We start from the raw sequence: 26,365 nt of genomic DNA, 5'->3' as shown, positions 1-26,365 counted from the left end.
CGCCGGCCCTCCTCTGCAGGAAAGATTTTGCCTTTAAAAATCAAAGATTCTCGGCATCTACAACGTTTTTAATGCACGGGAAATGGCAGGGAAAAGCTGCTTCTTCCGGCTTACTACATCAGTGGCGGAAAATAGATTAGGACCAAGCCGCTCGTACTCAATATTTTCCAAAGCGTCTTCATCCCCGACGGCCAGCAACATAGAATCATGGGTGACAATATCCGTAACCAAAAGGCAGGCAAGCTTCAGCCCCTCCTTCTCCACCAGCTTCCAAAGCTCCCTCACTAAACCTTCCTGAACCTCTTCCAGGCCAAACATGCCAATTTCCTCAATCTGGGAAATACTGATCTTGTAGCCGTACTCCGTAAAAGTCTTCCTGTCCGCCTGAATAATAACGGAAGGTTCGGTTTTGGAACGCAACAGAGAACCAGTGGCAAAAAACTCCTCTGTAAACTGCTTGGCATCTATTTTGGCGATACCTGTCAGCCATTCCAACATTTCCCTATCCGCCCGTGCCGCCGTAGGAGACGTCAAATTCAAGGTATCTGAAAGAATCCCCGCGCAAAGGCAAACCGCTACAGCCTGGGAAGGCTCCACATTACGATGGTAAAACCTGCGCGCCACCAAAGTAGATGTAGAACCTACGGGTTCATTCAGAAAACGGATGGGATCACGCGTAGAAAGCTGGGTGCCCAAACGATGGTGATCCATTACCTCCACAATTTCCGCCTCCTCCACTCCCTTGACGGCCTGTGAAAATTCATTGTGATCCACCAAAGCCACGCGCGTACGGGGCGGATCCACCAAATCCGTCTTGCTCAGAACACCAATGATCTTGTCCGTCTTGAGGCTCATCACAGGAAACAATGTCTGTTTGCGCTTCACGGCAGCCTGCCTCAACTCGGGCAACAGCATATTTTCCGGAAAAACTGTATAATCCTTCTGAACCTGTTCCCTCACCTTCCGAGAACAACGGATCAACTGACCAACACTGGCCGTATCCCACGGAGTGCTTAAAATACATGTTCCCGTCGTCTGGGCCGTCTCAATAATGTCCAGGGAAGGGAACGCGCCAGACGTGGTCACCAAAGCGCGTACGCCATGTTCCACCGCATATAGTTGCACATTCGGACGGTCTCCGCAAATAACGATCAGATCCCGGACCATCCCTTTTCTCCTGTAATTTGCGAGCCTTGTCCGGACACTGGGTTCACTGGAAGCTCCTACCAGCAGGATATTCTGCGTTTCTTCCTCGCTCAAGGATTCCCCGGTCAGACATTTGCCGTCAATGGTGGTGGCAATATTGCTCAGGCTGGAAAAGACGGAGCGAACATTCATCTCCGTCATATTCAAAGGCATGAGCAGGCTCAACAAATCAAAATAACGCAACAGGCCGTGAAGATTGTGATCAGCGTCAATTACCGGTATGGTTTGCAGAGAATTCTCCGTCATCCTTCGATACGCCGTCAGGAATGTATCGTCCGGGCTTACGCTAATCACATCACGACGGCAGATTGTTCCGGCGGTGGGCGTCACGTCATGAATCAGTATCGGCTCCGGCACTCCTGCCTTTTCCAGCACCCAGGATGTTCTCAGCGTCATCTCCCCGCATCTGGCGGCAACCGCGTCAGGTTCGCCATGAGTTCTTAAAAACTCCGCGTTCCCTATGGCTGAACAAATAGCATCCGTGTCCGGGTTCTGGTGGCCGATCACATAAACGGGCCTATTCTCTGTCTTCTCCGGAAGCATCTTTCTTTTTTCCTTGCACAGGTTAATCTATATTCAGCCTGACGGGCACCACCACCTTGGAAGCAATGGGCACTCCGTCCTTTTCCGCCGGATAAAAAGTCCAATTCTCTCTCACCCAACGCATGAAAAGGCGGTCCAATTCCGCATTCCCCGTTGACTGAAGAAGATTGACGGATGAAGGTTCCCCTCGGGAATTCACTCCAACCACCACTTTCACCACGGCATTCACCTTCCCGACTTTAGAAGAATTGACGGAATTGGGCAAGGACGGAGCATGTTTATAACGCACCTTTTTATCAGGGGAAATATTCTGCTCCGGGTCTGGACGCCCCGGCGGGGATACCTCCGGGCTCTTCACGGGTTGCCTGCGCTTTACCTCATTCATGGAAATCCGCATGACGGCGAGTTCTTCCGGCAAGAGTTCCGAAGAAGCCTCATCCAAAAGAAAATCCTTCATTTTGGAACAATCTTCATTTTCCGGCAGCTTGATCGCCAGCAGGTCTTCATCTGATGCAATTTCCGGAACGGGGCTGACTGTTGAAGGAGGTGCAACAGGAACAACAGATACAGGCTGAACCTCTTCCTGCTCCTGAGGGGCTTCTTTGGACGGAGACACAAACGTCATTTCCACCTCCCCGCCCTGGACGGAGGGAAACCACATATCCTGCAAATGTATGGCTACAAGCACGGCACACAAAGCTACCTGCACGCCCACTGCCACAGCCATCGCAATCAATACTGCGGATCTGGAAGTGGAATGGGGAGTGAATTTTACAATTCCAGGCTTTTCATCCATAAAAAACGGGCAGGGAACGGGGGAACACCTGTTCAATATACCAGCCCTCTCCCTTTGACAAGCGCATGCATAGCCATAAGCAGGCCGTTATCGTTTTGTGATTTGCAAAAAATACGTGAACATCAATAATTCAATGCTTCCCGAATGCGCTGCGCAAATCCGGCGGCCTTCTCTGCAAAACCCAATTCCGGATTCTGGTACATGATGCCTCGAGAGACGTTAATCAGGGGAGGAGCCACATGACCGGAGCCACTCAGGCAGGAAAGATCGCCGCCTTGAGCTCCCAGACCGGGAATGAGCAAAGGAGCATCCGGAATACGCTCCAAAATACTGGAATCCGCATTGGTCAACCCAACCACCATGCCTACGGAAGTTTTACATCCTTCCCGGACAGAGCGGAGCACCATGTCTCCCACCAGTTCAAAAACCCTGCGGCCCCCTGCCAGTTCCTGCCGTTCCACATCCGCAGAACCGGGATTGGAAGTAACCGCCAGCAGGTAAATACCTTTACCTTCATAATCCAGAAAAGGCTCCAGCGTATCATATCCCATAAAGGGGCTCAACGTCACAGCGTCCACGCCCAGGCGTTCAAAATAAGCACGCGCATAATACTTCTGAGTCTCTCCAATATCTCCACGCTTGGCATCCAGTACCACCGGAACATCCTCAGGCATATCCGGAAGTAAATCCTCAAGTATTTCCAGTCCCCGCAGCCCCATGGCTTCAAAATAGGCAATATTCGGCTTAAACGCCGCCGCATACGGGGCGGTTTCCTCCACAACCTTCCGCAACAGCGCAGGAATCGCCTCCAAATCATCCATGCCGGGGCGCGGATCCAACCCGACGCACAAGGCGGAACCGGTCTCCTTAATGCGGGCGGCAAGTTTATCCGTAAAAGATTGGCTCATGACGTCCATTAAACCACGGCCGTCACAGGCAGGCAAGTCCCAAGCGGAGGATGCTCCGAAAGCAAGGAAAGACAGATACGACTTTTCCGCCACGGCCGTAAATGGTATTTTATAGATCATATGTCATCCACGTCTCCCCAGTCGCCCAGCTCTCTCCCCTCCTGTCTGGAAAAACCACTGCCTCTGGAGGGATTCCAAGGCACTCCGGATGAAGTAGAACAGCAATGGTACGATCAAGTCTACCTGGGTTCCGGAGACAGAATGAAGCAGCTTACCTGGAGAGCCGTCATCGTCGGCATGCTCCTCGGCTCCATCCTTTCCCTCACTAATCTGTATGCCAACCTTAAAATGGGATGGTCCTTTGGGGTAGCTCTGACGGCGGGAGTTATCTCTTTTGCCCTCTGGAACGCCTTTGTGCGCCTGGGCATCTCCAAATCCCCCATGACTATTCTGGAAAACACATGCATGCAGTCCGCCGCCAGCTCCGCAGGCTATTCTACAGGAGGAACCCTCACTTCCGCCGTAGCAGCCCTGCTTCTGTTGACAGGACAGCACATGCCTCTTGGCACCACCTTTGCCTGGATATTTTTCATTGCCGTACTGGGCGTCACCATGGCCATTCCAATGAAACGCCAAATGATCAACATTGAACAAATCAGATTCCCGGACAGCATTGCCACGGCGGAAACTCTCAAGGTTCTCTATTCGGAAGGCAAAAAGGCGGCAGGACAGGCCAAGGCCCTTCTTTACTCCGCCCTTTTCTCCGCCGCCAACGCCATCGCCATGGCTGCAGGGGGAGAACGATGGCTTGGAGTGGTCCAGCAACATATCTTCGGCAACTGGTACCAGCGTACTATCTTCTTCAAATGGGATCTCATGTTCGTGGGCGCGGGAGCTCTGATAGGCATGAAAACATCCCTCAGTCTCTTCATCGGAGGGACTGTTTGCTGGGCCCTTTACGTACCGTGGCTGGAAAGCCAGGAACTGCTTCCTGCGGGAGCAGGCTATCGGGAAAGCGTAAGCTGGACCTTGTGGGGAGGAACCGCCTGCATGGTCGTCGCCAGCATTGTGGCCTTCCTGTTCCAATGGAAAAGTATTGTTCGTTCCTTTTCTTCCCTGGGGGCCATGTTCTCCCTGAGCAAAAAACGTGAATTGACGGATGTGGAAAAAATAGAAACGCCCATGAGCTGGTTCCTGGCAGGCCAGCTTATCTCCCTGGCGGCTCTCGGCTATCTGGCTCATGCATCCTTTGACGTTCCGTACTGGATGAGCTGCATCGCAGTAGTCATATCTTTCTTCCTGGCGCTGGTCGTATGCCGAATCACCGGAGAAGCCAATATTACACCCACCGGAGCCATGGGAAAAGTTACCCAGCTCATCTTCGGAGGGATTGCACCTGGGCATGTAACGGCCAACCTGATGGCGGCCAACATCACTTCCGGAGCGTCCAGTTCCTCGGCAGACCTGCTCGTAGACCTCAAAGTAGGCTACCTGCTGGGAGCCAACCCCCGCAAACAATTTATCGCCCAGTTTTCCGGAATTTTTCTGGGGACCCTCGTTTCCGTGCTGGCCTTCCGCTCCATGGTTCCGGATGCGAACGCTCTCCAGTCTTTCAATGCCCCGGGAGCCAGAACATGGGCAGCCACGGCGGAAGCGCTGGGCATGGGATTCAGCCATTTGCATAGCATCAAGGTCCTTTCCATCATCGCAGGCGGCATTCTCGGGCTCATTCTGGTACTTATCCCCCGCTATCTTCCCCGGACAGGAAAATGGCTCCCCACTCCCATCGGCTTCGGTCTGGCCTGGGCCATCCAGTGGAATGATTCCTTCCTCTTCTTTGCAGGGGCTGTGCTCGGCTGGACTGCGGACCGTCTTTTCAAGGACAAATCACGGGAATATAAAATTCCCTCCGCCTCCGGCATCATTGCAGGGGCAGCCCTCACGGGAATGGCCATTCTGATGTTCAGCATTTACCAGGCGGCACACTGAACGGAAACGTTCTCCCTCAGAAAATTCCAGCCAGCAGCGCAGGCAGCAACTACTTCGGTTTTGCGACCCTATGGCTTCCCCCATCATGACCACTACCAATACCGCTTGGGAAGACCTGACCCTGACGGCCGACACAGAGAATATGGCGGCTTACAGAAATCATGCCGTCTCCGCCTCCCTCTCCATGTCCCATAATACCGTCGTCCTGCCCAGCGGAACCGGCAACCGCTACACTGGGATTGCTCGGCCTAGGAGCTCTATTATTGCGCCGCCGCCGATAAATTTCACCATCAAGCCATCTTTCAAGGGAGAAGAGGGAATTCCTCTTCTCCCTTTTTTCGGCAAGGTGAACAAACTGATTCCGGAAAAAACGGAAGACAGAAAACGGCAGAACCCACACGTATAACCGCCTTGCCTCTCCTTTCCGCAACAATTTGCCCGCTTCTTAATTCACCGGCCTTTTCAACATCATTTCTCCTTTGGAAGCACCTTGAGAAACACCGCTAACTTCTGCCTTCAGAGTATAGGAATCAAGGTTGGTTCTGTACTTCTTCAATTCCAGCCTGTAAACATTATTCTTATTTTCCACGCCAGTCGTGCCCTCATGAACATCGGCAGCCACCTCCTTGTTGCCCTCATATAATTTAACGGAATGGATTTTCAAGGCGCTGGGACCATTTTTCCACTGGAAAGTTGCGGTATACGTGCCCGGTTCGGTCACCTGATCCGTGACATCAAACTGCAACGGGGAACCTTGATGAAGTTCCCAGGGAATTCCCGAGGAAAACTTTTCTTCCGCACTCAGGGCATCCAGCATTTCCCGGTGGGCATTCATCACGCGATTGGCGACGGCCAGGGTATCCCCTGCCGGTTTGGCAGAATATATTTTCCCATTTCCGGCAAAAGCCAGCTCCTCCCGAACCGTTTTATCCATAAATGCGGCATGGGCGGCATCACGCGTCTTCCTGCCGGTCAGCACATCCATCTGAGATTCAAAAAAATTCCTCCACCGAGGCAAATAAAAATCGGAAACAAGCCCGGCCCACTGGCGATTGGAATAATCATTCAGCGACCGGGGAGCCAGATCACTCCACGTAGTAACAAGCATTTTGGCTGACTTGTCCATCAAGGCCTTTTCCTGGCGGGAATTGCCCCAATCCAGAGCTCTTTTCTGCCAAGTCCCCAAAAGAAACTGGCTATCCGTCGCCAACAGGGCATCCATATCTGAAATCAGAGACAGGAAACGCCTTACCTGCTTTTTGTACGCAGCCGCATCTCCGGAATCAAACGCGCTTCTGACCTGTTGAAGCTGGTAAAAAGCGGCGTCCGCAAGAACCTGACGCACAACATCCACCAAATCATAACGGAATGTCTCCTTTTTCACCAGATTCGGCTGATCATTCGCGGCTTTCAGATAACCGCGCGCCGCTTTTACAATATCGCCTAGGTGATAATACCGCTCCCCGCTGGACCATGTGGAAGCCTTCCGGGCATTCCAGGACGGACGGGCGCAAATAATAGATTCCGTACACCCCTCCTGAGAGCGGACGGGGTTGTAAATGGAGGAAGACAAGACTTCCAGCGCCTTCACGACAGCCTTTGGGGCGGAACCATAACGTTGACGCGCGTACTTCCCAAGCCACTCCCGGAGGGAAATATCCTCCCCGGTCCACAAACGGTCACTGAACAGGGCGTAATGAAGCGGGTTCGTCTCCAGCCCTTCGGACAAAGTTCCCATGCCCACCAGCCCCTTGTCCCTATAACCGGACAAATCACTTCCAAGCCGGGAAAGAAGGGGAATCCCACCGTACAGTCCCGTATTGCCTCCAAAGTTCGCCAGTTCGCACCAGACCCACGGAATACCGTTAAAAGTTCTTAAATTCTTCCCTCCGTTAGCCATATCCTTGGTAAGCTGCAATACAAGCGCGCGTTCCGGGTCCAAGCCGGACAGCAACTCGCGGGTAGGATTCCCGCCCCAAGCCTGAATCACCCATGAAGCACCCGGAGAGGCCTTTTGCATGGCTTTCTGAACGGCCTGTGCCGCATTCGTCACGTTAATGTCTCCCTTCCGTCCCCCCTCATGAAACAAATCCCCGCCAAACATCTTTCCGGAAATGCCGTATACCTTGCGGACAGCCTTATACCAGTCCGAGGCCAGTTTCGGAAAAGCCTCGCAAGTGGGATCCGCTACCCATGGCCTCTTAAAATTATCAACCCATGTACCCTGCGGAATAAGTTTCAGACCATCCATTTGGACGTTTTCCTGAAAGTCAGAGGGGACGAATCCCACATACCCCTGAAGTACGGGCGTCATCCCCAACTGCTCCATACGGGATACAATACGCCTTCCCATCTGCGCCATCTTATCTATCTGTTGCTGGCTCAACGGTCCGCCGTGGCCTTCCAGGTTCCCCATATTCCACCAGGCGGCAAATGCCGGATTAGGGATAAAACGAAGAGCTTTTTCCCGGGGATACCCCAGGCCAATCAGAAAATCCTCCCATGTCTTTTCCAAACCCGCCGTTACCAGCGCATGCGTAAACCCGTTCAACGCCAGAAAATCAATCTCCCGCTGCCATCTGTTCCAATCCCAGAAAGCAGCCGTATAAGAAAGGGTGCAGTAATTATAGGCAAAAACAATATTCCACGGACTTTCTATCGTTACCGGCCTGGCGGGAACCGGCAAAGGGGAAGGAAGCGCCATCCGATTCCCGTTCCACGAAAAATGGACCTTGGCGATATTCTTCAGATACCATCCATACCCCGCCACCAGGCGACGCACATCAGAAGCCTCCACCCGGATGCCTCCGGCAACACCGGAGATAGTGATCTTGTTGCCCAAATCCGGATTTAAATGAAACAGGACAGACCCTTTTGCCGAGGGAGTTACACGCGCCACTACATCTTCAGCCGCCGCTACAGGAGATCTTTCCGCAGCAGATACGCAAACAAGCGGGGACATGACAGTTCCAAGAACCGCTCCAACGGCAAAGGCATGAGAAAACATAGTGACTTTACTACATACAAGAATTGCAGATTCTTACAAGGAATAAAGTCAATATTATCACTAATAATAACTTCAAGAAGACAGCATAAGAGAGAGCAAGAAGCGAACAGGCCCCGCGAGTCTGGAGACTGGCGGGGCCTGATGGGAAAAAATCCCGGCGGCGACCTACTCTTGCGGGACCTATCGTCCGACTACCATTGGCGCGGCAGCGTTTCACTTCCGGGTTCGGAACGGGACCGGGTGGGACCACTGCGCTCTGGCCACCGGGCTTCAGGGGGAAGGGACTTTCATCGATCTTCATCCTGCCTGCCCGGGAGCCCAGCATTGGGGCTTTCGAGTGTGGGATTTTTTTAATGGGTTAGTATGAGTCTAAGAAGATTTTTGGGAAGGGGGCATTCAGCGTAAACTGACATCTGCGTGGCTGGTGGTTGAGATCATGCATAGGAGAATGAGACAAGAGCAAGTGTTCATTCACGACGGGGAGTGATGTAATATGATGAAGTCAATTGGTAATTAGTATCGCTTGGCTCAATACATTGCTGCACTTACACCTGCGACCTATCAACGTGGTGGTCTTCCACGAACCTGTAGGGAAAACTCATCTTGGGAAGGGCTTGGCGCTTAGATGCTTTCAGCGCTTATCCCGTCCGCACTTAGCTACTCGGCCATGCACTTGACAGTACAACCGATGCACCAGTGGTGCGTCAGACCCGGTCCTCTCGTACTAAGGTCTGAACCCCTCAATTTTCCAACGCCCACAGAGGATAGAGGACCGAACTGTCTCGCGACGTTCTGAACCCAGCTCGCGTGCCGCTTTAACCGGCGAACAGCCGGACCCTTGGGACCTTCTCCAGCCCCAGGATGCGACGAGCCGACATCGAGGTGCCAAACCACGCCGTCGATATGAACTCTTGGGCGTGATCAGCCTGTTATCCCTAAGGTACCTTTTATCCGTTGAGCGACGGCAATTCCACTTTCTACCGCCGGATCACTTGGGCCTGCTTTCGCATCTGCTCGACTTGTTGGTCTCACAGTTAGGCGGGCTTATGCCCATGCACTCGACACCCGGTTGCCAACCGGGCTGAGCCCACCTTCGCGCTCCTCCGTTACTCTTTGGGAGGATACCGCCCCAGTAAAACTGACCGGCTGACACGGTCCTCTGGCCGGATTCACGGCTCAGGGTTAGATCCTCCAGTTTCAAAGGGTGGTGTCTCATTGATGACTCGGACGCCCCCTAAAGGGCGTCTTCAGCGTCTCCCACTTACTCTGAGCATTAAAACCGAAGAAACAATGACAGCTTACAGTTAAGGTCTATAGGGTCTTTCCGTCCTTCTGCGGGTAGGCGGCATCTTCACCGCCACTACAATTTCACTGAGCGCCTGGTTGAGACAGTGCCCAACTCGTTTCACGATTCGTGCAGGTCGGAACTTACCCGACAAGGAATTTCGCTACCTTAGGACCGTTATAGTTACGGCCGACATTCACCGGGACTTGGGTTCAGAGCTTCGCCTTGCGGCTAACCCCTTGCCTTAATCTTTCGGCATTGGTCACGTGTCACACCCTATACTTCGACTTGCGTCTTTGCAGAGTGCTGTGTTTTTGATAAACAGTCGGTTGGGCCATTTCTCTGCGGCCTGCATCGCTGCAGGCACCCCTTCTTCCGAAGTTACGGGGCTAATTTGCCGAGTTCCTTAACCAGGTTTCACTCTTACGCCTTGGTATATTCTACCCACCCACCTGTGTCGGTTTGCGGTACGGGTCGCTTAGCATACGCTGGGGCTTTTCTTGGCACTCGATCCAATGATGCGCTGAGTCCGTAGACTCAACTCGGAATTCAATAACCTAGTCATCTTTTCTCATGCGTCCCCCCAGTTTAAGGGTCGCGAGCTCAGGATTATTAACCTGATGTCCATCGCCTACGCCTCTCGGCCTCGGCTTAGGTCCCGGCTAACCCAGGGACGAAACACGTTGCCCTGGAAACCTCGGGTTTACGGCGGCCGGGGATTTCACCCGGCTTAACGTTACTCATGTCTGCATACTCACTTGCATGTGCTCCAGGGTCAGTCGCCATCACCCTTCGACGCGCATGCAACGCTCTTCTACCACTCTGCCTTGCGGCAAAGTCCAGAGCTTCGGTATAACGCTTGATCGCCAATCATTTTCGGCGCAGGATCACTCGATGAGTAAGCTATTACGCATTTTTTAAATGGTGGCTGCTTCTAAGCCAACATCCTCACTGTCTGTGTAATCCCACATCCTTTCCACTGAGCGTTATTTAGGCACCTTAGCTGCTGGTCTGGGTTGTTTCCCTCTCGACAATGAAGCTTATCCCCCACTGTCTCACTGCCACGTTCCATTGCACGGTATTCGGAGTTTGATAAGGTTTGGTAAGCGGGTGTGCCCCCTAGCCTTGTCAGTGCTCTACCCCCGCGCATCAGCACGTGACGCTGCACCTAAATGCATTTCGAAGAGAACCAGCTATCACGGGGTTTGATTAGCCTTTCACTCCTACCCTCAGCTCATCAGAGAACTTTTCAACGTTCACCTGTTCGGTCCTCCACATGGTTTTACCCATGCTTCAACCTGGCCAAGGGTAGGTCACCTCCGCTTCGGGTCCAGTACCTGCGACTTATTGCGCCCTGTTCGGACTTGCTTTCGCTGCGACTCCGGGCCGGAAGCCCTTAGTCTTGCCACAAACACTGACTCGCAGACTCATTAAACAAAAGGCACGCCATCGCAGATTGCTCTGCTCTGACACTTTGTAGACATACGGTTTCAGGTTCTATTTCACTCCGCTCACAGCGGTTCTTTTCACCTTTCCCTCGCGGTACTTGTTCACTATCGGTCGCCAACTAGTATTTAGCCTTGCGCGGTGGTCCGCGCGGTTTCATACATCGTTCCACGTGTGATGTATTACTCAGGATACCACTAATTCCCACTCTGGATTTCGTCTACAGGGCTTTCACCTTCTACGGCCAGCCTTTCCAGGCTGTTCTACTATCCAGTATGGTCGAATAGGTCGTGGTCCTACAACCCCGAAGGAATACCTTCGGTTTGGGCTCCATCCGCTTTCGCTCGCCACTACTTACGGAATCGATTTCTCTTTCTTTTCCTCCGCTTACTGAGATGTTTCACTTCAGCGGGTTTCGCGTTTCATACCCTATGTATTCAGGTATGAACGATCGAGTATTGCCTCGATCAGGTTACCCCATTCGGATATCCCCGGATCATCGCTTGCTTGCAGCTTCCCGAGGCTTTTCGCAGCTTGCCGCGTCCTTCTTCGCCTGTTGGCACCAAGGCATTCACCGTACGCCCTTACTTACTTCATCATATTGCAAAAGCTTGTTACCACTTCCACAATACCACAAAGCCCTTTCGTGACTTACTGTATTGTCTCATTGCTTGGTATGCATGTTTTTGTGTTTTGTAGTTGTTGTTGTTCAACTACCCACTTTGTTGGAAAGCGATTGCTTCTCAGCAACCGTTTTCTTTGCCACGCAGATGTCAATTTTCGCTTTCCCTCAATAATCGATTTTGCTGGTGGGCCTGACAGGACTTGAACCTGTGACCCCGCGCTTATCAAGCGCGTGCTCTAACCAACTGAGCTACAGGCCCGGCTTTGGGTCTCTTTTCCGAAACTGGTGGAGGCACGGGGACTCGAACCCCGGACATCCAGCTTGCAAAGCTGGCGCTCTACCAACTGAGCTATACCCCCAGTTGCGGTTCTCGGTGAAAAAAGGTCGTCACGCACGTCGTGCCCGGTTTTGCTCCAGGCGACCGGCTGTTTACACATCTTTGGTTCGTTGCGGGCCCTCGCGGGTTCCGCTTTCTCTTCCCTCGGGAAGAGATCCGACCTGCGCACTTGTGTGCGCTTACTCCATAGAAAGGAGGTGATCCAGCCGCAGGTTCCCCTACGGCTACCTTGTTACGACTTCATCCCAGTTACCAGTCTCACCTTAGGACCCTGCCTCCTTGCGGTTGGCTTCAGATACTTCGGGTGCGACCGGCTTCCATGATGTGACGGGCGGTGTGTACAAGACCCGGGAACGTATTCACGGCGCCGTAGCTGATGCGCCATTACTAGCGATTCCGGCTTCGTGTAGGCGGGTTGCAGCCTACAGTCCGAACTGGGCCCAGTTTTTAGGATTTCCTCCGCCTCGCGGCTTCGGCCCCCTCTGTACTGGGCATTGTAGTACGTGTGCAGCCCTGGGCATAAGGGCCATACTGACCTGACGTCGTCCCCACCTTCCTCCCAGTTGATCTGGGCAGTCTCGCCAGAGTCCCCACCTTCACGTGCTGGTAACTGGCAACAGGGGTTGCGCTCGTTGCTGGACTTAACCAAACATCTCACGACACGAGCTGACGACGGCCATGCAGCACCTGTGTAACGCCTCCGAAGAGTCGCATGCTTTCACATGTTGTTCATTACATGTCAAGCCCAGGTAAGGTTCTTCGCGTTGCATCGAATTAAGCCACATACTCCACCGCTTGTGCGGGTCCCCGTCAATTTCTTTGAGTTTTAATCTTGCGACCGTACTCCCCAGGCGGCACGCTTAACGCGTTAGCTCCGGCACGCAGGGGGTCGATTCCCCGCACACCAAGCGTGCACCGTTTACTGCCAGGACTACAGGGGTATCTAATCCCTTTCGCTCCCCTGGCCTTCGTGCCTCAGCGTCAGTTAATGTCCAGGAACCCGCCTTCGCCACGAGTGTTCCTCTCGATATCTACGCATTTCACTGCTACACCGAGAATTCCGGTTCCCCCTCCATTACTCTAGTCTCGCAGTATCATGTGCCGTCCGCGGGTTGAGCCCGCGCCTTTCACACACGACTTACGAAACAGCCTACGCACGCTTTACGCCCAGTGATTCCGAACAACGCTTGAGACCTCTGTATTACCGCGGCTGCTGGCACAGAGTTAGCCGTCTCTTCCTCTTGTGGTACTATCTTTTTAATTTGCTCCCACATGACAGGGGTTTACAATCCGAAGACCTTCATTCCCCCACGCGGCGTCGCACCATCAGGGTTTCCCCCATTGTGAATGATTCTCGACTGCTGCCACCCGTAGGTGTCTGGACCGTGTCTCAGTTCCAGTGTGGCCGGACATCCTCTCAGACCGGCTACCCGTCATCGCCTTGGTGAGCCGTTACCTCACCAACTAACTAATAGGCCGCGAGCCCATCCCCAAGCGCATTGCTGCTTTAATCTTGCGATTCTATGCGGTATTAATCCCAGTTTCCCAGGGCTATCCCACTCTCGGAGGCAGGTTACTCACGTGTTACTCACCCGTGCGCCACTAGAGAATTATTAGCAAGCTAGCAATTCTCTCGTTCGACTTGCATGTCTTATCCACGCCGCCAGCGTTCGTTCTGAGCCAGAATCAAACTCTCCATCAAATTAATTTTTGAAATTGCTGGACCAAATGGAATCTTGCGATTTCATTTGCGCCATGCTTCAGCCGGCTCTTCCTTCAAGTTGTGTCTCTTGAAGGCCTCTTCGCTCTGCCTTGCACGGCGCGCGTCACGACCTTTTTTCTTTCCCCTCGCTTCTACCAAACCACCCCTCTCAGAGCCAGGTCGCTCCTTCGGGCTTTTTCCTCCTCCGGCACCTCTCGGCGCCCTCGGAAAACCCTCGGCGGTTTTCGGTAGTCATTCCCTTGAAATCTTCTTATCGCCCCTGCTTCCAGGGAGCTCTCCGGGTGGCCGGCTCCAGCCGCTTCCGTTACTCTTCCGAGTCCGTCTGCCGCCGGGCTTTTCATCCCGTCGCCGTGTTGGCGTGCCGAGAACTTTATCAACTTCCCCCTTTTTGTCAATTTTTTTCGAGATGTTTTTTCATTTTTTCCCGCGCCTCATTCAGGCCACCCCTATCCACACAGACATTAACACACATATAATCAATGAGATGACGTTTTGTCATAATCCCCCATCCTGTCGCGTCTTTTTTTTGAACGCTTCCCTTTTTCCCCATCCCACTTCCCCGCCTCCCAAGGGGAATTCAGCCCCCTTCCGCCCCTCTGCAAGGAAGGCTGGTTTTCCAAGCACGCTGTATTCCCTCTCCATAGCGTCACTACTCTCAACCTTCTCGTCCCCCCATAAACAGGTCCTGTTGGGCAGCCATCAGCATGAACATTATTTCTCCGATTTTTGTCTAACTGCGCATGAAGAATCAGGAAATACACTTGCCAACGCCCAATCCCGAGCACCCTTATGGAGGAGGAAACGGACGTTACCGTTTTCCGGATATCAACGGCATGAATTTAATGGGAGATAATATTTCCCTGCCTCCCATCGTTCCAAAAAGTTTTCATATCATGTTGACTGTTTTTCATCCGGAAACCCTGTACGGCATGAAAAAGTGGCTTCCCTTCTGCGAAGACCTCCGCAAGCAGTACAAGCATACGCCAACCCCGGTGGAGTACAGCATTTTGCTGGTGCTGCAGCCGCCTCCCATTGAAGGGGACGTACCCGCCTTTACACAGGCCCTGGGGGATTTCCCGGATTTTTACATGAAGACCAATTCCCTGATTTCCTATTACGACCAGTCTTTTGTCCGGCGCAGACTTTCCCTTCACAAGAAGGCGGAAACAGCGATTGTCCTTCTGGACGGCAACGGCAATATCATCTGGAAGGACGACGGCGGCTTCACGACCTCACGCGCGGAGCATTTGAACGTTATCCTGGAAACTCTTTCTCCGCTGGCGCCCAGGACAAGAACGCATTAAACGGGGAATGCGTCTTCTGCGCCTCATCCGCACTTTCCGTTTGAGGTTCCCTCCGGAATACCCCATACTGGCCTCATGCCTACCATTTCTCTTGCTCTCGGTGAACGTTCCTACGACATCCACGTGGAAAACGGAGCACTGGACCGTACCGGAGAGTTTGCCTACCGCGCCGGTCTGGACGGCAAGATTGCGCTGATCACGGACAGCCGCGTCGCCCCGCTTTATGCGGAGCGCGTCATGAAGTCCCTGGAGAGCGCGGGGTTCATGCCCAGCCTGCACGTAGTGAATGCCGGGGAAGCTTCCAAAAATATGCTTCAGGCCCAGGAGCTGTGTTCCGAACTGGTACGTTCCGGGATCGACCGCACCGGATGCATTGCCGCTCTGGGCGGCGGCGTCGTGGGGGATCTGGCCGGCTTCATCGCGGCCATTCATTACCGGGGCATTCCCTTCATGCAGATTCCAACGACGGTGGTCGCCCAGGTGGACAGCTCCGTAGGAGGAAAGACGGCCGTCAATATTCCGGAGGGGAAAAACCTGGTAGGCGCCTTTCATCAGCCGTCCGTCGTCGTCATCGACCCCACCACGCTGGTGACTTTGGATCGCCGCACGCTGGCGGAAGGCCTGGCGGAAGCCGTCAAGCACGCGGCTATCAAAGATGCTTCCATGCTTCATGAATTGAAAGGGCTGGGGCCGGAACTTTCCATCGGCTTCTCCCTGAATACTATTGCCAGGCTTCCCGACCTGATCGCCCGGAACGTGGCAATCAAGGCCCGTATCGTGGAAAATGACGAATTGGAAACGCTGGATATCCGCGCCCTGCTCAATTTCGGCCATACCATCGGCCACGGCATTGAAGCCGCCGTTCCCTACGGCACTATCCTGCATGGAGAAGCCGTGGCGCTCGGCATGCGCGCCGCCCTGTTCCTGAGCGAACGAAAGGCCGGGCTGAGTTCTTCCGACGCCAACAAGATACTTTACACCCTCCAGGCTCTGGAACTTCCCCTCGTTCTCCCGGATAACATTGACACGGAGTTGATTCTCAATAAAACGGCATCAGACAAAAAATTCCGGGCAGGAGCCATCCGCTTCGTCCTGCTTTCCAAGGCGGGGGAAGCAGGCATTTCCAAGATCATTACCCGGGAAGACATGGCGGAAGCCATTGAAGAATTGCGGCGCCCCTTACCCTGAGTTTCCTTTCACGGCTCTGCCCCATCCGGGCAGAAAATTCCGGAGAGCGGAAGGGAAATCCCTTCCGCCTTTCCTTTTTCTGAAAGAGGAACGTACAGCATCTTTCCCCTCCCCGCCGGGAAACCGCCCCTTCCGGAGCCATCAGGCCATTTCCCTTCCGTAGTTCGTTCTCCGGGAACGACGGAACGGAGAAGGCACGGAAACAGTCCGCCGTTTCCACGCACGGGAATCTATTTCTCCGGCTCGTCCGGGGTGGGTTCAAAACCATCCACATCCAGAGGCACGCTGCCCGTGTATTCCCCGGCGTCAAATTGGATTCCCTTCAACGCATCTTCCAGAGACCGGGAACCATAGCATTCCCGACTGGCCAGACGGAGCAGTTCATTCATGATATTCACGCTTTCTTCATGGGGAATGTCCCGGGGGAGGGCCTTCGCAAGCTCCTTCACCTCCGCCGCATGAGCGTTTGCCGCGGCCTGGTCCTGAATAAGAAGGAGAACGGCCAGAATTTTTTCTCCCGGCGTTTTGGGGACAGCCTGTTCCCCGGCGGCGGGAACATCCGGGGGCGGGGCCTGTTTTTTCCCGCCGTCACAGGAAACAAGGGCGAAAGACGCCAAAGCAACAAGATAAACTATTTTCATATCACGATTACATTTGATCAGTTTTTCCTTCCGGGCATGCCAATATCCAGGCATTCAGACCGTTTTTCACTCTTTGGAAAAGTATTTGGGCATTCATTTTTCACATTAAAAGAACATCCGCGCATCATCCTTTTTCTCCTGTGCGCCCATGCGGGGCGCAGGAGAAAAAGGGCGTACCCTTACGACCGGCGGCGGCGCATGACGCACGCGGACAGAGCCACCAGCCCCAAGGCGGCCACGGACGGTTCCGGCGCATTCTTGGTTCCGACCTCAAAGTAAATGGAGCTGCCCGTATTGCTCACCCCGGAGCGGCTTGCCACAGTGGCTGCCCGGTAGCCTTCATAAACCTGATCTCCGTATACGACGGAAATATCGCTTACCCCGGACAAATCCGCGCTTGCGGCGGAGAAGTCAAGGCAGAGATATTCGTATTCCAGGATGCTGGCCCATTCTCCGAAGGCTGAGAAATCAAACATCAGCGCAGAGCCCGTCACCGTCACGTCATTCAGGGAAGTGCACTCCAGGGACAATACCCGGGCGTCATGGTCCAGTCTGACCGTGAGTTCTTCCTGGGACGAGGAGATCAACACCGTATTGACCATGAGCGTATCCGTGGATGTCACGCCGCTTTCCACGGCTATGGAAAGCCCGTCCACCGCCAGGGCTCCCCCCGTGATGGAGGATCCGGCATCCATAGCCACATTGCCGGCCGTAAGCCGGGAATCCTGATTCATGCTGACCCGGGTGTTGGCAAGAGTTCCCTCACTGACGCTGAGGCCGGGTCCCGCCGCGTAGGACAGGGTTCCCGCCACCACCGCCGGAGAAGCTCCGTTCCCCGTCCTGATTTCCGCGGCCGCCGTTCCGGAACCGAACCTCAGCGCGGCTCCTGCTTCCACCGTGCTTCCTGCGAAAAAAGTCGTGTTATTCGTGAAGGCAACGCTTCCCTTGCCCGTTACCGCCGCCGCCGTATTTCCGGCGTCAGTTATGGTTCCGGAGAAGACAAGATCCAGCCCTCCGTCCGCATTTTCCACCTCATACGCAGCGGCATTCAGCCTGCGGGCGTTCGTATCAAACGTAACCACTCCTTCCTGTCCTGCCGTTCCCAACGCCAGATTGTTGGAGAAGGAAGCCGCGCTTCCCGCTTCCCCCACGCCGCCGAAGGATGATCCGGCCGCCAGGTTCACTTTCAGGTACTGGTTTTCCGTGCCTCCCGCCGCATTCAGGCGGCCGCCGCCGGCAATGTTGATCACATGGTTTTTGGTACGTCCTGGAGTATTCGCCGCCAGTCCTCCCAGCATGTTCAGCACGCCTGCATTCCCGACGTTGATGACGGAGGCTCCATCACGGCCGCTGATGACGGCATTGCTCGTCAGGACGCCATTCACGTTCACTTCATTGTTTCCTCCGTTCCCCGGCCAGTTGGAGAGCATCATGGACCCCGTATTGCCAACAATGCCTCCGCTATTTCTTCCGGCGCTGTCCCCCTTGATGAAGAGCTGCGTGCCGGCGGCAATATTCAACTGGCTCTTGCCGCCGCTTGGATTGGTGGAAGAAAGGCAGAGGCCATCCACCACCAGGGTGCCGCCGCTGTTTTCTCCCGCCTCTAGATTAAGAACTCCGGTAAGCTGCAGATAATGGGACGCCATTTCGCAGAGGGAGTCATTGCTGAGGGCCACGGTCCAGGTCTTGCCGGTAGCCACACTGACCGTCCCGCTGCCCGTATTCCGGACGCCGGCGCGCACGTCAAATTGCCCGTTTCCGGCCAGGGCGATGTTCCTGCTGGACCACTGCGCCCCTTCCGCGAAGGAAACGGTTCCACCGTCCGCCAGCGTGAAGTTTTGGGTGAAGACCGTATTACCGGCCATCATCACGTCGCCGGCCACGTTCAGGGCGGCATTAAAGACAGCTCCTTCCCGTCCGTAAACCATGAGATCCCTGTTTACCGTGACGGCGGAATTGAAAACGGCGCCGCCATTCGCGTCCACCAGCAGACTGTCTTTCACCGTGACAGCGCCGCCGTCAAAGGCATAGCCGGCAGCCTGCACGGACATTCCCGTAACGGCCACACCGTCTTCAGCCACAGTCACGGCCTGGGGACCTGCCTGGTTAAAGATGACGGAATCGTTTTCATAAAAGACAATGCCCTTGGCGGAACCGTCCTCAAAGCTCCAGTTGGCGTCTCCCACGGCATTCCAGACGGAAGAAAACTCGCCCGGCGTCCACAGGAGCGTCTTGCTGCCTGCGTAGGCGACGGACAGTTCATCCGCAGTCTGCGTCAGCTCCACCCGGAGACGGTTGGCCCGCACGCCATCAATGAAGAGGTGGTCCGTCAGGGAATCGCCGCTGTAGGAAATGCCGCCTCCGGAAACCAGGGACCAGGAACCGGCCCCCGTGCCGCCCACCGTCAGGTGAAGGTCCAACCCCTCCTGGAGGGAAACGCTTCCCTTATTCACAATGCCTCCCTGCTTCCCTCCGGAATAATCAAGGTTCAACGTGCCGCCCAGCGTCACGCTGCCGCCCTTGTCAACCTGCATGGAGCCCACCGTAGTCGTGCCGCTCAGGGCCAGCGCGCCGCCCACCATGACGGAATCCGCCGTGACTGCGCCCGTCAGCCCCAGATTCGCTCCGGCGCCCACATTCAGCCCGCTGCCGGCCGCTCCGGTGATGGAGCCGGCATAAACGGTTGAATCGCCTCCCCCTGAAATGCCCAGAAGATTCCCTCCCAGGCTGACAGAGCCTCCGGTTCCCGCCAGCGCGGAGATTTCCAGGTTGCCGCCCAGAGCCAGGGCCCCACCATTGATAGTGACGGCTCCCGTCCCCAGAGCGGAAACGCTTCTGGTCGTCAGCGTGGACCCGGAGATAACGGTGCCGCCCGTATAGGAGTTATTGCCGGACAGCGTCACCCTGGAGTTGACAGACAGGGAGAGATCCCCCGATATGGCGGAGGAAATGGTCCAGGCATTTTGCAGAGTAGTGCCCAGATCCAGACGGCCTGTTCCTGAAATCGTTCCGGCCAGAACGGCGGCATTTCCGGAACAGTTCCCGTTCAGGCTGATATTTCCGTTCAGGTCGATTTTCAAATTGGAAGTGCCGGTGCCGTTCCAGAAATTGATGCTGGAGCCATCCTCCATGGAGACGGCGCAACCATTGGTGATGTTGGCATTGTAATCAAGCTTCAAGGCCGTGCCGGAAGCCATGCGGATGGAGGATATGCCGGCGTGGCCGCCTGCGTTGAACTGGATGGTTCCCTGTTTCAGGTCAAGATTTCCCACAATATCCGTACTTCCCAGCACGAGCGTTCCCGTCCCCTCCTTCGCAAGAGTATGGCCATTTGTATTCAGATGGGAAATCGTCCCGGAAGTTCCGCTGAGCATGAGGACCGCGTCCGCAGACAGCGTAACGGCTCCGGAAACGGCCGCTCCGTTGCCGAGCCTCAGGGCTCCCGCCCTGTCAGCTTCATTTCCGGCGTCCTTCCAGCCGGCGCCGGCCAGCTCAACGGCGGAAGAACTCGTGCCTGACGCCACGAAGAACTGGCCTCCGTCATCCACACGCACCAGCCCGGCGGGGGAGCCTCCCTCATACCGGCCGCTGATGATGTGCAGCGTTCCCAAATTCTCTGTGGAAAGGGAGCCGCTTTCACTTCCCCAGTCAATTCCCAGGGTACCGGTTCCCGTAATGGCTCCGGCCAGCGTCTCCCGGTCTTTCACGACAAGCTCCCCGGATTCAATGGAGGCAGTTCCCGTAATCCGCACTCCGGATTCAATAACGGTGGTTCCCCTGCCCGAATGCGTGAGGGACCCGGAGGAAACCAGATGATCTCCCGCCGCCGTAAATGTGTATCCGTTATCGGCGTCAATGAGGAGGGAACCTACTTCCGCCGTGGTGGCAATGTTCACCACATGGCTTCCGGCGCTTTCATTGAAAATAGCCGCCGTGGCTTCTCCGGGCAGAGGGGCGGCATTGCCGAATTTGTCGGCCGTCCAATTGTTGGATGTTTCCGTTCCGTCCCAGATGCTGACGCCTTCCGCCGCGGAGAAGGTCACATACAGCCCCGTATCCGCAATGGAAAAATCCGCGTTCAGATAGGGAAGGGCTCCGGAGGCAAAGGAACCATTCCGGAAGGGACTCCAGTCTCCATCGGCAAGCCAATAGGTTACGCCGGTCTTGATGGACGCCGTTTCCGTGAAGTTAATGGTCTGCTCCGCCAGGGATTCAGCAAAGGCCAATCCGCCGCCGGCGATATGCAAGGTGGCGGAATCCGAGCAGAGCACGCCGCCGGTAAAGGTAAGAACGCCGCCGGAAAGCGTGAGCGCATTTCCCGTCCCTGTCATGTTCAACGTGGCGGGCGCAGCGGACGAACCCATCAGGGCCAGCGTTTTCCCGGCGCTTAAGTTATAGCCGGAGTTCAGAGCCAGGGAGGCGCCCCCGGAAAGGGTCAAATTGCCAAGCACGCTGAGATTGGCGGCGGTAAGGTTCAACGCGCCCCCTCCCGTCACGGACACGTCATGCAGCGTGACGGAAGCCCCGTTAAACGTCTGCGTCCCCGCGCCGTCCATCACCAGGCTGAACCCGGCGGAGGCGCTTCCATTGACCGTTCCGCTGAACGTATGGCTCTCCCCTTCACGGGCGGAGATGGTCAGGGTGGCCCTGCGGGAAGACGCCTGCGCCGAATCCAGCACAAATCCCTGCAGGAAGGGGAGCTGATTGCCCGCCTTGGCCCCGCCGGCAAAAAGGTAGGTATTGGCGTTGCCGTCCAGCCCGCGCAGGGACAGGCGATTCGTATTGACCCCCATAGAGGCCATGGCCAGCCCGCTCTTTCCGTACATATTGACCACAGCATCGCTGACGGCCTGGTCTGAATTGAATATCAAATAATTCTGATATTTGTAGCCGCTCGTTTCATTCGTGGAGCGGTAATTGATTGTTCCGGAAAAACGGCCGTTCCCGCCAAGAAGAAGCTGGGATGAATAATAGTTATTTTTTGAACAATCCCAATTCAGCTCTCCTCCTCCGGAAAGGGCATTTACCGCCCAGACCGTGTTGTACTGGGTGCAGGAAAGATCCAGCCGCCCGCCTTCCTCAATGCGGACGGAATTCAGCGTTTTCGTCTGGGAATATCCCAAATTGGCGCCATTGCTCTGCAGGGTAAGGGAAGCCCCGTCCGCGACGGACAGCGTGCCGCGCAGGATCTGGTTGCTCCCGTTGCCGTTGTACGCCAGGTTGAACGCATGCGAACCGTCCTTTACCAGGATTGTCCCGCCGGAAGCGTTGACATTCTGGCCCCTGACGGAGAAATTGCCGCTGCCGCCGAGGCTCAGCACCGCCCCCGAGGCCACATCAAGCCCCGCGAAAGTGGTATTGCCCGTAACATATCCCGTTCCGGACGCCACGGCAAGGGTTCCGGAGAAAGTGCCGCCGCCGGAGACGGACACGCCCTCACTACCCTCCCCATGGAGCACAACACGGCCATTGGCTGTCTTTCCGTTCAGGAGAAGACCCGTCCCCGCATAAAAATCAGCAGTGCCTGAAGAAGAAAACGCCGTGTTGGAGCCCAACGTGACCGTTCCGGCCTGCACCTGCAGAGAATTGTATGACCCCGTTCCGCCCAGCGTTAGATTGCCGGCATCCTGCTTGATCACCGTCGCCACCTCCAGGCTGCCGGCCAGCGTCATCCCGGTATCCGGGACTGCCAGCACAAGCGTGCCTTCCCCGGATATGGAGCCTCCGGCATTCAGCACGACATTGTTCAGGGTCTGGGTAGTGCCGTTAATATTCAGGATGCCGCCCTCGGAAATCGTGACGCAGGAAGCATCCTTCAACGCATTGTCCGTTTGCAGGGACAAAGACATGCTGCCGGATGAGGAAGGGGAAGACTCCCTGTGCCCCATGATGGAGACGGCGCCTGTAACCAGGCTGTCTCCCGTCAGGGTGAGGGAACCTCCGGAAAACGTCTGACCGTCCACAATGACGTCATGCCCGGCGCTGAGGTGTTCCATGATCAAATTGCCGCTGCCGGAGAAACGGTAGCTCTGCCCCTCATTCAGAAGGATATCGCCCGTAAAGACGGTTCCCGCTCCGGAATCGGAGCTGCCGAGCGCCAGAAGAGAGTGGTTGCGCAAATCAATCGCGGCTTCCGGAGTGCGGTCCAGCAACAGAATGCCGTCAGCGTTTTCATTGACATAGGAAGACAGGAACTCCCGCGAACCGCCTTCGGTGTAATAGGAAGCGTTGGTATAGGAAAGATCGAAGTGCAGATTCCCCAAAGCCCCTTCCGTATAATCCAGCGTCACGCCGCCGCCGAACATGATTGTGCCGGAAGCCGTATTGGCCGCGTTGGTCAGCACGACTTTTCCCGTCCCATAGGAATTGCCGATGACCAGCTGCCGGTTCTCGCCCTCCAGCAGGGAATCCACATACAGCGTGCCCCCGCCGCCGCCCAGCAGCCACTGGCCGGCGGCATTCGTGCCCAGCGCCGCATCCGCGCTGCCGTAATGGACTTCCGTTCCTTCCAGCGCACCGATGAACAAGGAAGTGTGGGAAGACATGTCCAATGTTTCCGTCCGGTCGGCAGCGAGGGCCAGCACGCCGGAGGAAGAGGAATCAATATAAGACAGAATCCGGGAGGAAGACACGTCGGAAGTAAAGCCCAGGGAGGCCAGCACGCCCTGCTCTCCCACAGACCACTTGTTGGTCCGGACATCCCCCATGGAGGCGAGCGACGTCCCCTGAACCGTGCCGCTTTCCAGAATCTTCTCCCCGCTCAGGGACGCGTTGTCCCCGCTCAGGACCAGGCGCAGGCTGTTGGAACCCAGGCTGACGCTCAGGGTTCCATCTCCGTTGATGCCGCCCTTGAGCTCCATGCCGACGGTCGCGCCTTCGCTGAAGGCAATCTGCATCCGGGCTCCGCTTTGCAGGGACACATTGCCGTGGAGGCCCCAGTAATCACTGATGGCGGAGGTGCTTTCCAGCTTCTGGCCGCCTTCAATATGCTCCAGCTCATGCTGCACGCCCTCATTCACCAGGAACGTGCCGCCGGAAAGGACATTCACGTCCCCCTGAAGCCGGGCGTGATCCCCCAGGCGGAAGGTGGCGCCGTCGCGCACCTCCACATCCATGGCGGCGTCAGCATAATGCCAGTCCAGAGCGTTGAAGAGCCGATTGGAAGAACGCCCGTCCGCGGACCCCATGCCGTGCACCGTGTTGGTCCCTTTCAGCAGCACCGTTCCGGACTGCACGATGAAGGCGCTCCTGTCCTCCCCGTTGGAGCCGGAGAGGCTGGTAAGAATGGAATTGAGCACGAGCTGCTGATCGCCTCCGTCATACACCACGCGCAGGGCGGCGGCGCCATTCTCCCCGGCGTCCCGGAAAGAGCCCTTCCATGTTCCGCCCTCCCTGAACGTCAGCGTGGAAGTAGTCCCCTGCCGGAGGTTGGCAATCACGCCGCCCTCATCCAGGCAATGGAGGGTAAACGCGTCCGTCCCTTCCGGCACGGCGCTGAACCACACCTCCATGCTGTTCCCGTTGAAATCCAGGGTCGCCCCGCCATTGCCGAACGTAAAATCCCGCCCGATCTGCCCCACATCATTGATGATGACGCGGGTCCCGTTGTTGGCCAGCACATTGTAGGCGGCATACCCGCCCTCGCGCTGCAGATAAGTGGCGCCGGAACCGCCCAGGTTCAGGGCAATGTAATTATTCCCCTGCCCTTCAATGAACAGGTTGCCTTCACCCGTCTTCCTCCATTCGCGGGCGTAATCCTCGGAGTTCGTAAGCTCCACATGCACGTCCACCCCCGCGTCCACGATGTATCCGGCGGAATTCAGCATGTAGCTTTCCCCTTCCGCGGAAGTCAGGCGGAAGGTGGCGGTTCCGCTACCAGCCGCCTTGCTGAAGCGCGTATAACCTACCCCCTGGTCCACATTTCCATTCAGCACAACGCGCTGAACCTCATCCCCTGAAGCGGTGAACACCAGATCCTGCGTCACGAACAGGTCCGCTATACCGGCGTTCAGGTACCCGTCCCCGTAAGCGTACCAGTTATTGCTGTTCATGACGTTGTTCAGACTCTTCCATGCATTGGACCCGGAACGCAGGCCGATGAAGTCCGCCAACTCATTGCCGGCGGCGTCAGTCACGCTCCCGTGCCACGGCCTGGTGGAAGCGGTGTTACCCTGAATGACCTCGCCCCCGTCCCTCGTCACGGCATTGATGTAAACGGTGTGGTCCGCGCCGCCCAGGGCGCTCCCGCAGTCCACGGCCACATTGTAGTTATCGACTATCTTGCTGGTCCACGCGCAATTGCCGTTAAACTGGGAAAAACGGAAGGAATCACCGGATTGCAAACAGGCCAGGAACTCATACTGGTTCGTCTCCTCATTCCAGATATAGGCGGGACTTCCAGAGTCCCCGCCCAGAGAGACAAAGGGCAGAGGCTTGGCCGCAGTAATGCCGGACGCGCTGAAATTGCTATCTGAAACCGATGTACGGAAAGCATCCGCGTTATAATGGGTTTCCCCGGTAAGCGTTTCCACGCCGCCGGTAATATACCTGTAGCCGGCGGTCAAACCCGTTTGCTGCATGGAATGGTTATAAACCCCCATCGTGCCGGAGCCGCTGCGGTAAACCTGCTGGCCAACCAGCGCGCTGCCGGAAATATCGCCGCTGTAAATGGCGGCAGGGGAAACATCCGTGATGATTTTGCTCAGGCGCCCCGCCTTGTAATCCGTGGCGGCGCTGCCCGTCTCAAATTTTCCGCTCTTGTCGCGGGTCCTGGAATCCAGTTCTATCGTCTGGTAACGAATGGCGTAGGAGGCACCTATGTCATTCGCGGAAAAAGTCACATTGCTATTAAGCCCCACCGTATCAAGCATGTTGGTGGGGTTATGCCATACGGTGGCGATGAAATTATAACCCACGGCGGCGGCGTTCCCCTTGTCCGTCTGGCTTTCAAAGCTGATCATTTCATGGGCCAGCTTCTGGTCCGCCTGGCCGCCGGTGTAGGAAATAATGACCCCGTCAGCATGAAGATGCTGAAGCAGCGCGTTGGTGGCACCCGTGACATAACGCCCCCGGTTCTGACCGAAATCCGTATAAGTCTGGAAAGAAGCGTCCTGGTGCATGATGCCGCCCAGGGAAACGGACCCAAGCGTGAAACACGGAACGGAAAGAATACGGATAAGCCGGCGGAACAGTTGCAAAGGTAAGCGTACTTTCATACAATTTTCGCGTTAAGGACAAAACAAATTTGAAATACGTTTAAAAAAATACGCTCATGAAGTTATTTTTCAAGAGCATTTTTCCAACAAAAACAAATAAAATATTCAACTGCGCCCCGTTTCCCAGCCTCCGCAATCCGGGGAGAAAACAC

General features: G+C 55.5%; 10 protein-coding genes, 2 tRNA genes and 3 rRNA genes. 4 read left to right on the top strand and 11 right to left on the bottom strand.

The genetic code is table 11. The annotated features are described in order from the left end of the window. Nucleotides 1-57: 57 nt before the first annotated feature. The 3 genes from O4G22_RS06240 to pyrF form a co-directional block, all read right to left on the bottom strand. Nucleotides 58-1,749: a putative manganese-dependent inorganic diphosphatase gene (locus O4G22_RS06240; protein ID WP_306701292.1), complete on the bottom strand. Its 1,692-nt coding sequence runs from the start codon at nucleotides 1,747-1,749 to the stop codon at nucleotides 58-60. Between the two features lie 22 nt (nucleotides 1,750-1,771). Beyond that, nucleotides 1,772-2,545 (bottom strand): energy transducer TonB, encoded by a 774-nt coding sequence (locus O4G22_RS06235; RefSeq protein WP_306701290.1) that lies wholly within the window; start codon nucleotides 2,543-2,545, stop codon nucleotides 1,772-1,774. 122 nt (nucleotides 2,546-2,667) lie between these two features. Continuing rightward, nucleotides 2,668-3,453, bottom strand: a complete 786-nt coding sequence (pyrF, locus tag O4G22_RS06230; protein ID WP_306701289.1) for an orotidine-5'-phosphate decarboxylase — start codon at nucleotides 3,451-3,453, stop codon at nucleotides 2,668-2,670. A gap of 120 nt (nucleotides 3,454-3,573) precedes the next feature. Between pyrF and O4G22_RS06225 the strand changes: the two genes are divergently transcribed. Both O4G22_RS06225 and O4G22_RS06220 read left to right on the top strand, forming a co-directional pair. Beyond that, nucleotides 3,574-5,442 carry an OPT family oligopeptide transporter gene (locus O4G22_RS06225; protein WP_306701287.1) on the top strand — a complete coding sequence of 623 codons (1,869 nt, stop codon included), beginning with the start codon at nucleotides 3,574-3,576 and terminating at the stop codon, nucleotides 5,440-5,442. A 70-nt stretch (nucleotides 5,443-5,512) separates the two neighbouring features. Then, entirely contained in the window at nucleotides 5,513-5,848 is a 336-nt protein-coding gene (locus O4G22_RS06220; RefSeq protein ID WP_306701286.1) for a hypothetical protein, read from the top strand. A gap of 39 nt (nucleotides 5,849-5,887) precedes the next feature. On the opposite strand, the gene O4G22_RS06215 is transcribed toward O4G22_RS06220, so the two are convergent. The 6 genes from O4G22_RS06215 to O4G22_RS06190 all read right to left on the bottom strand — a co-directional run bounded on the left by O4G22_RS06215 (nucleotide 5,888) and on the right by O4G22_RS06190 (nucleotide 13,844). After that, nucleotides 5,888-8,404, bottom strand: a complete 2,517-nt coding sequence (locus O4G22_RS06215; RefSeq protein WP_306701285.1) for an alpha-N-acetylglucosaminidase — start codon at nucleotides 8,402-8,404, stop codon at nucleotides 5,888-5,890. Between the two features lie 197 nt (nucleotides 8,405-8,601). Beyond that, a 5S ribosomal RNA gene (gene rrf / locus O4G22_RS06210) occupies nucleotides 8,602-8,717 on the bottom strand. Between the two features lie 225 nt (nucleotides 8,718-8,942). Next, nucleotides 8,943-11,778 (bottom strand): 23S ribosomal RNA (locus tag O4G22_RS06205). A gap of 209 nt (nucleotides 11,779-11,987) precedes the next feature. After that, nucleotides 11,988-12,064 (bottom strand) — tRNA-Ile (locus O4G22_RS06200). A 24-nt stretch (nucleotides 12,065-12,088) separates the two neighbouring features. Further along, nucleotides 12,089-12,164 (bottom strand) — tRNA-Ala (locus tag O4G22_RS06195). 168 nt (nucleotides 12,165-12,332) lie between these two features. After that, nucleotides 12,333-13,844, bottom strand: a 16S ribosomal RNA gene (locus O4G22_RS06190). Together the 16S, 23S and 5S rRNA genes with 2 tRNA genes alongside form the textbook arrangement of a ribosomal RNA operon. Nucleotides 13,845-14,758: 914 nt before the next feature. Here O4G22_RS06190 and O4G22_RS06185 point away from each other — a divergent pair. Both O4G22_RS06185 and aroB read left to right on the top strand, forming a co-directional pair. Beyond that, the gene (locus O4G22_RS06185; RefSeq protein ID WP_290488347.1) at nucleotides 14,759-15,169 is read left to right on the top strand and encodes a hypothetical protein; all 411 of its coding nucleotides are present in this window, start codon (nucleotides 14,759-14,761) and stop codon (nucleotides 15,167-15,169) included. Nucleotides 15,170-15,244: 75 nt separating this feature from the next. Then, nucleotides 15,245-16,357 carry a 3-dehydroquinate synthase gene (aroB, locus tag O4G22_RS06180; RefSeq protein WP_306701283.1) on the top strand — a complete coding sequence of 371 codons (1,113 nt, stop codon included), beginning with the start codon at nucleotides 15,245-15,247 and terminating at the stop codon, nucleotides 16,355-16,357. Nucleotides 16,358-16,587: 230 nt separating this feature from the next. On the opposite strand, the gene O4G22_RS06175 is transcribed toward aroB, so the two are convergent. Both O4G22_RS06175 and O4G22_RS06170 read right to left on the bottom strand, forming a co-directional pair. Beyond that, entirely contained in the window at nucleotides 16,588-16,998 is a 411-nt protein-coding gene (locus tag O4G22_RS06175) for a hypothetical protein (protein WP_297405511.1), read from the bottom strand. A 179-nt stretch (nucleotides 16,999-17,177) separates the two neighbouring features. Then, nucleotides 17,178-26,213 (bottom strand): S6 family peptidase, encoded by a 9,036-nt coding sequence (locus O4G22_RS06170; protein ID WP_306713829.1) that lies wholly within the window; start codon nucleotides 26,211-26,213, stop codon nucleotides 17,178-17,180. Nucleotides 26,214-26,365: the final 152 nt, after the last annotated feature.

The organism is Akkermansia muciniphila, assembly GCF_030848305.1.
GTDB classification, from domain to species: domain Bacteria; phylum Verrucomicrobiota; class Verrucomicrobiia; order Verrucomicrobiales; family Akkermansiaceae; genus Akkermansia; species Akkermansia muciniphila_A.
This window is presented reverse-complemented; position numbering and strand designations above follow the sequence as displayed.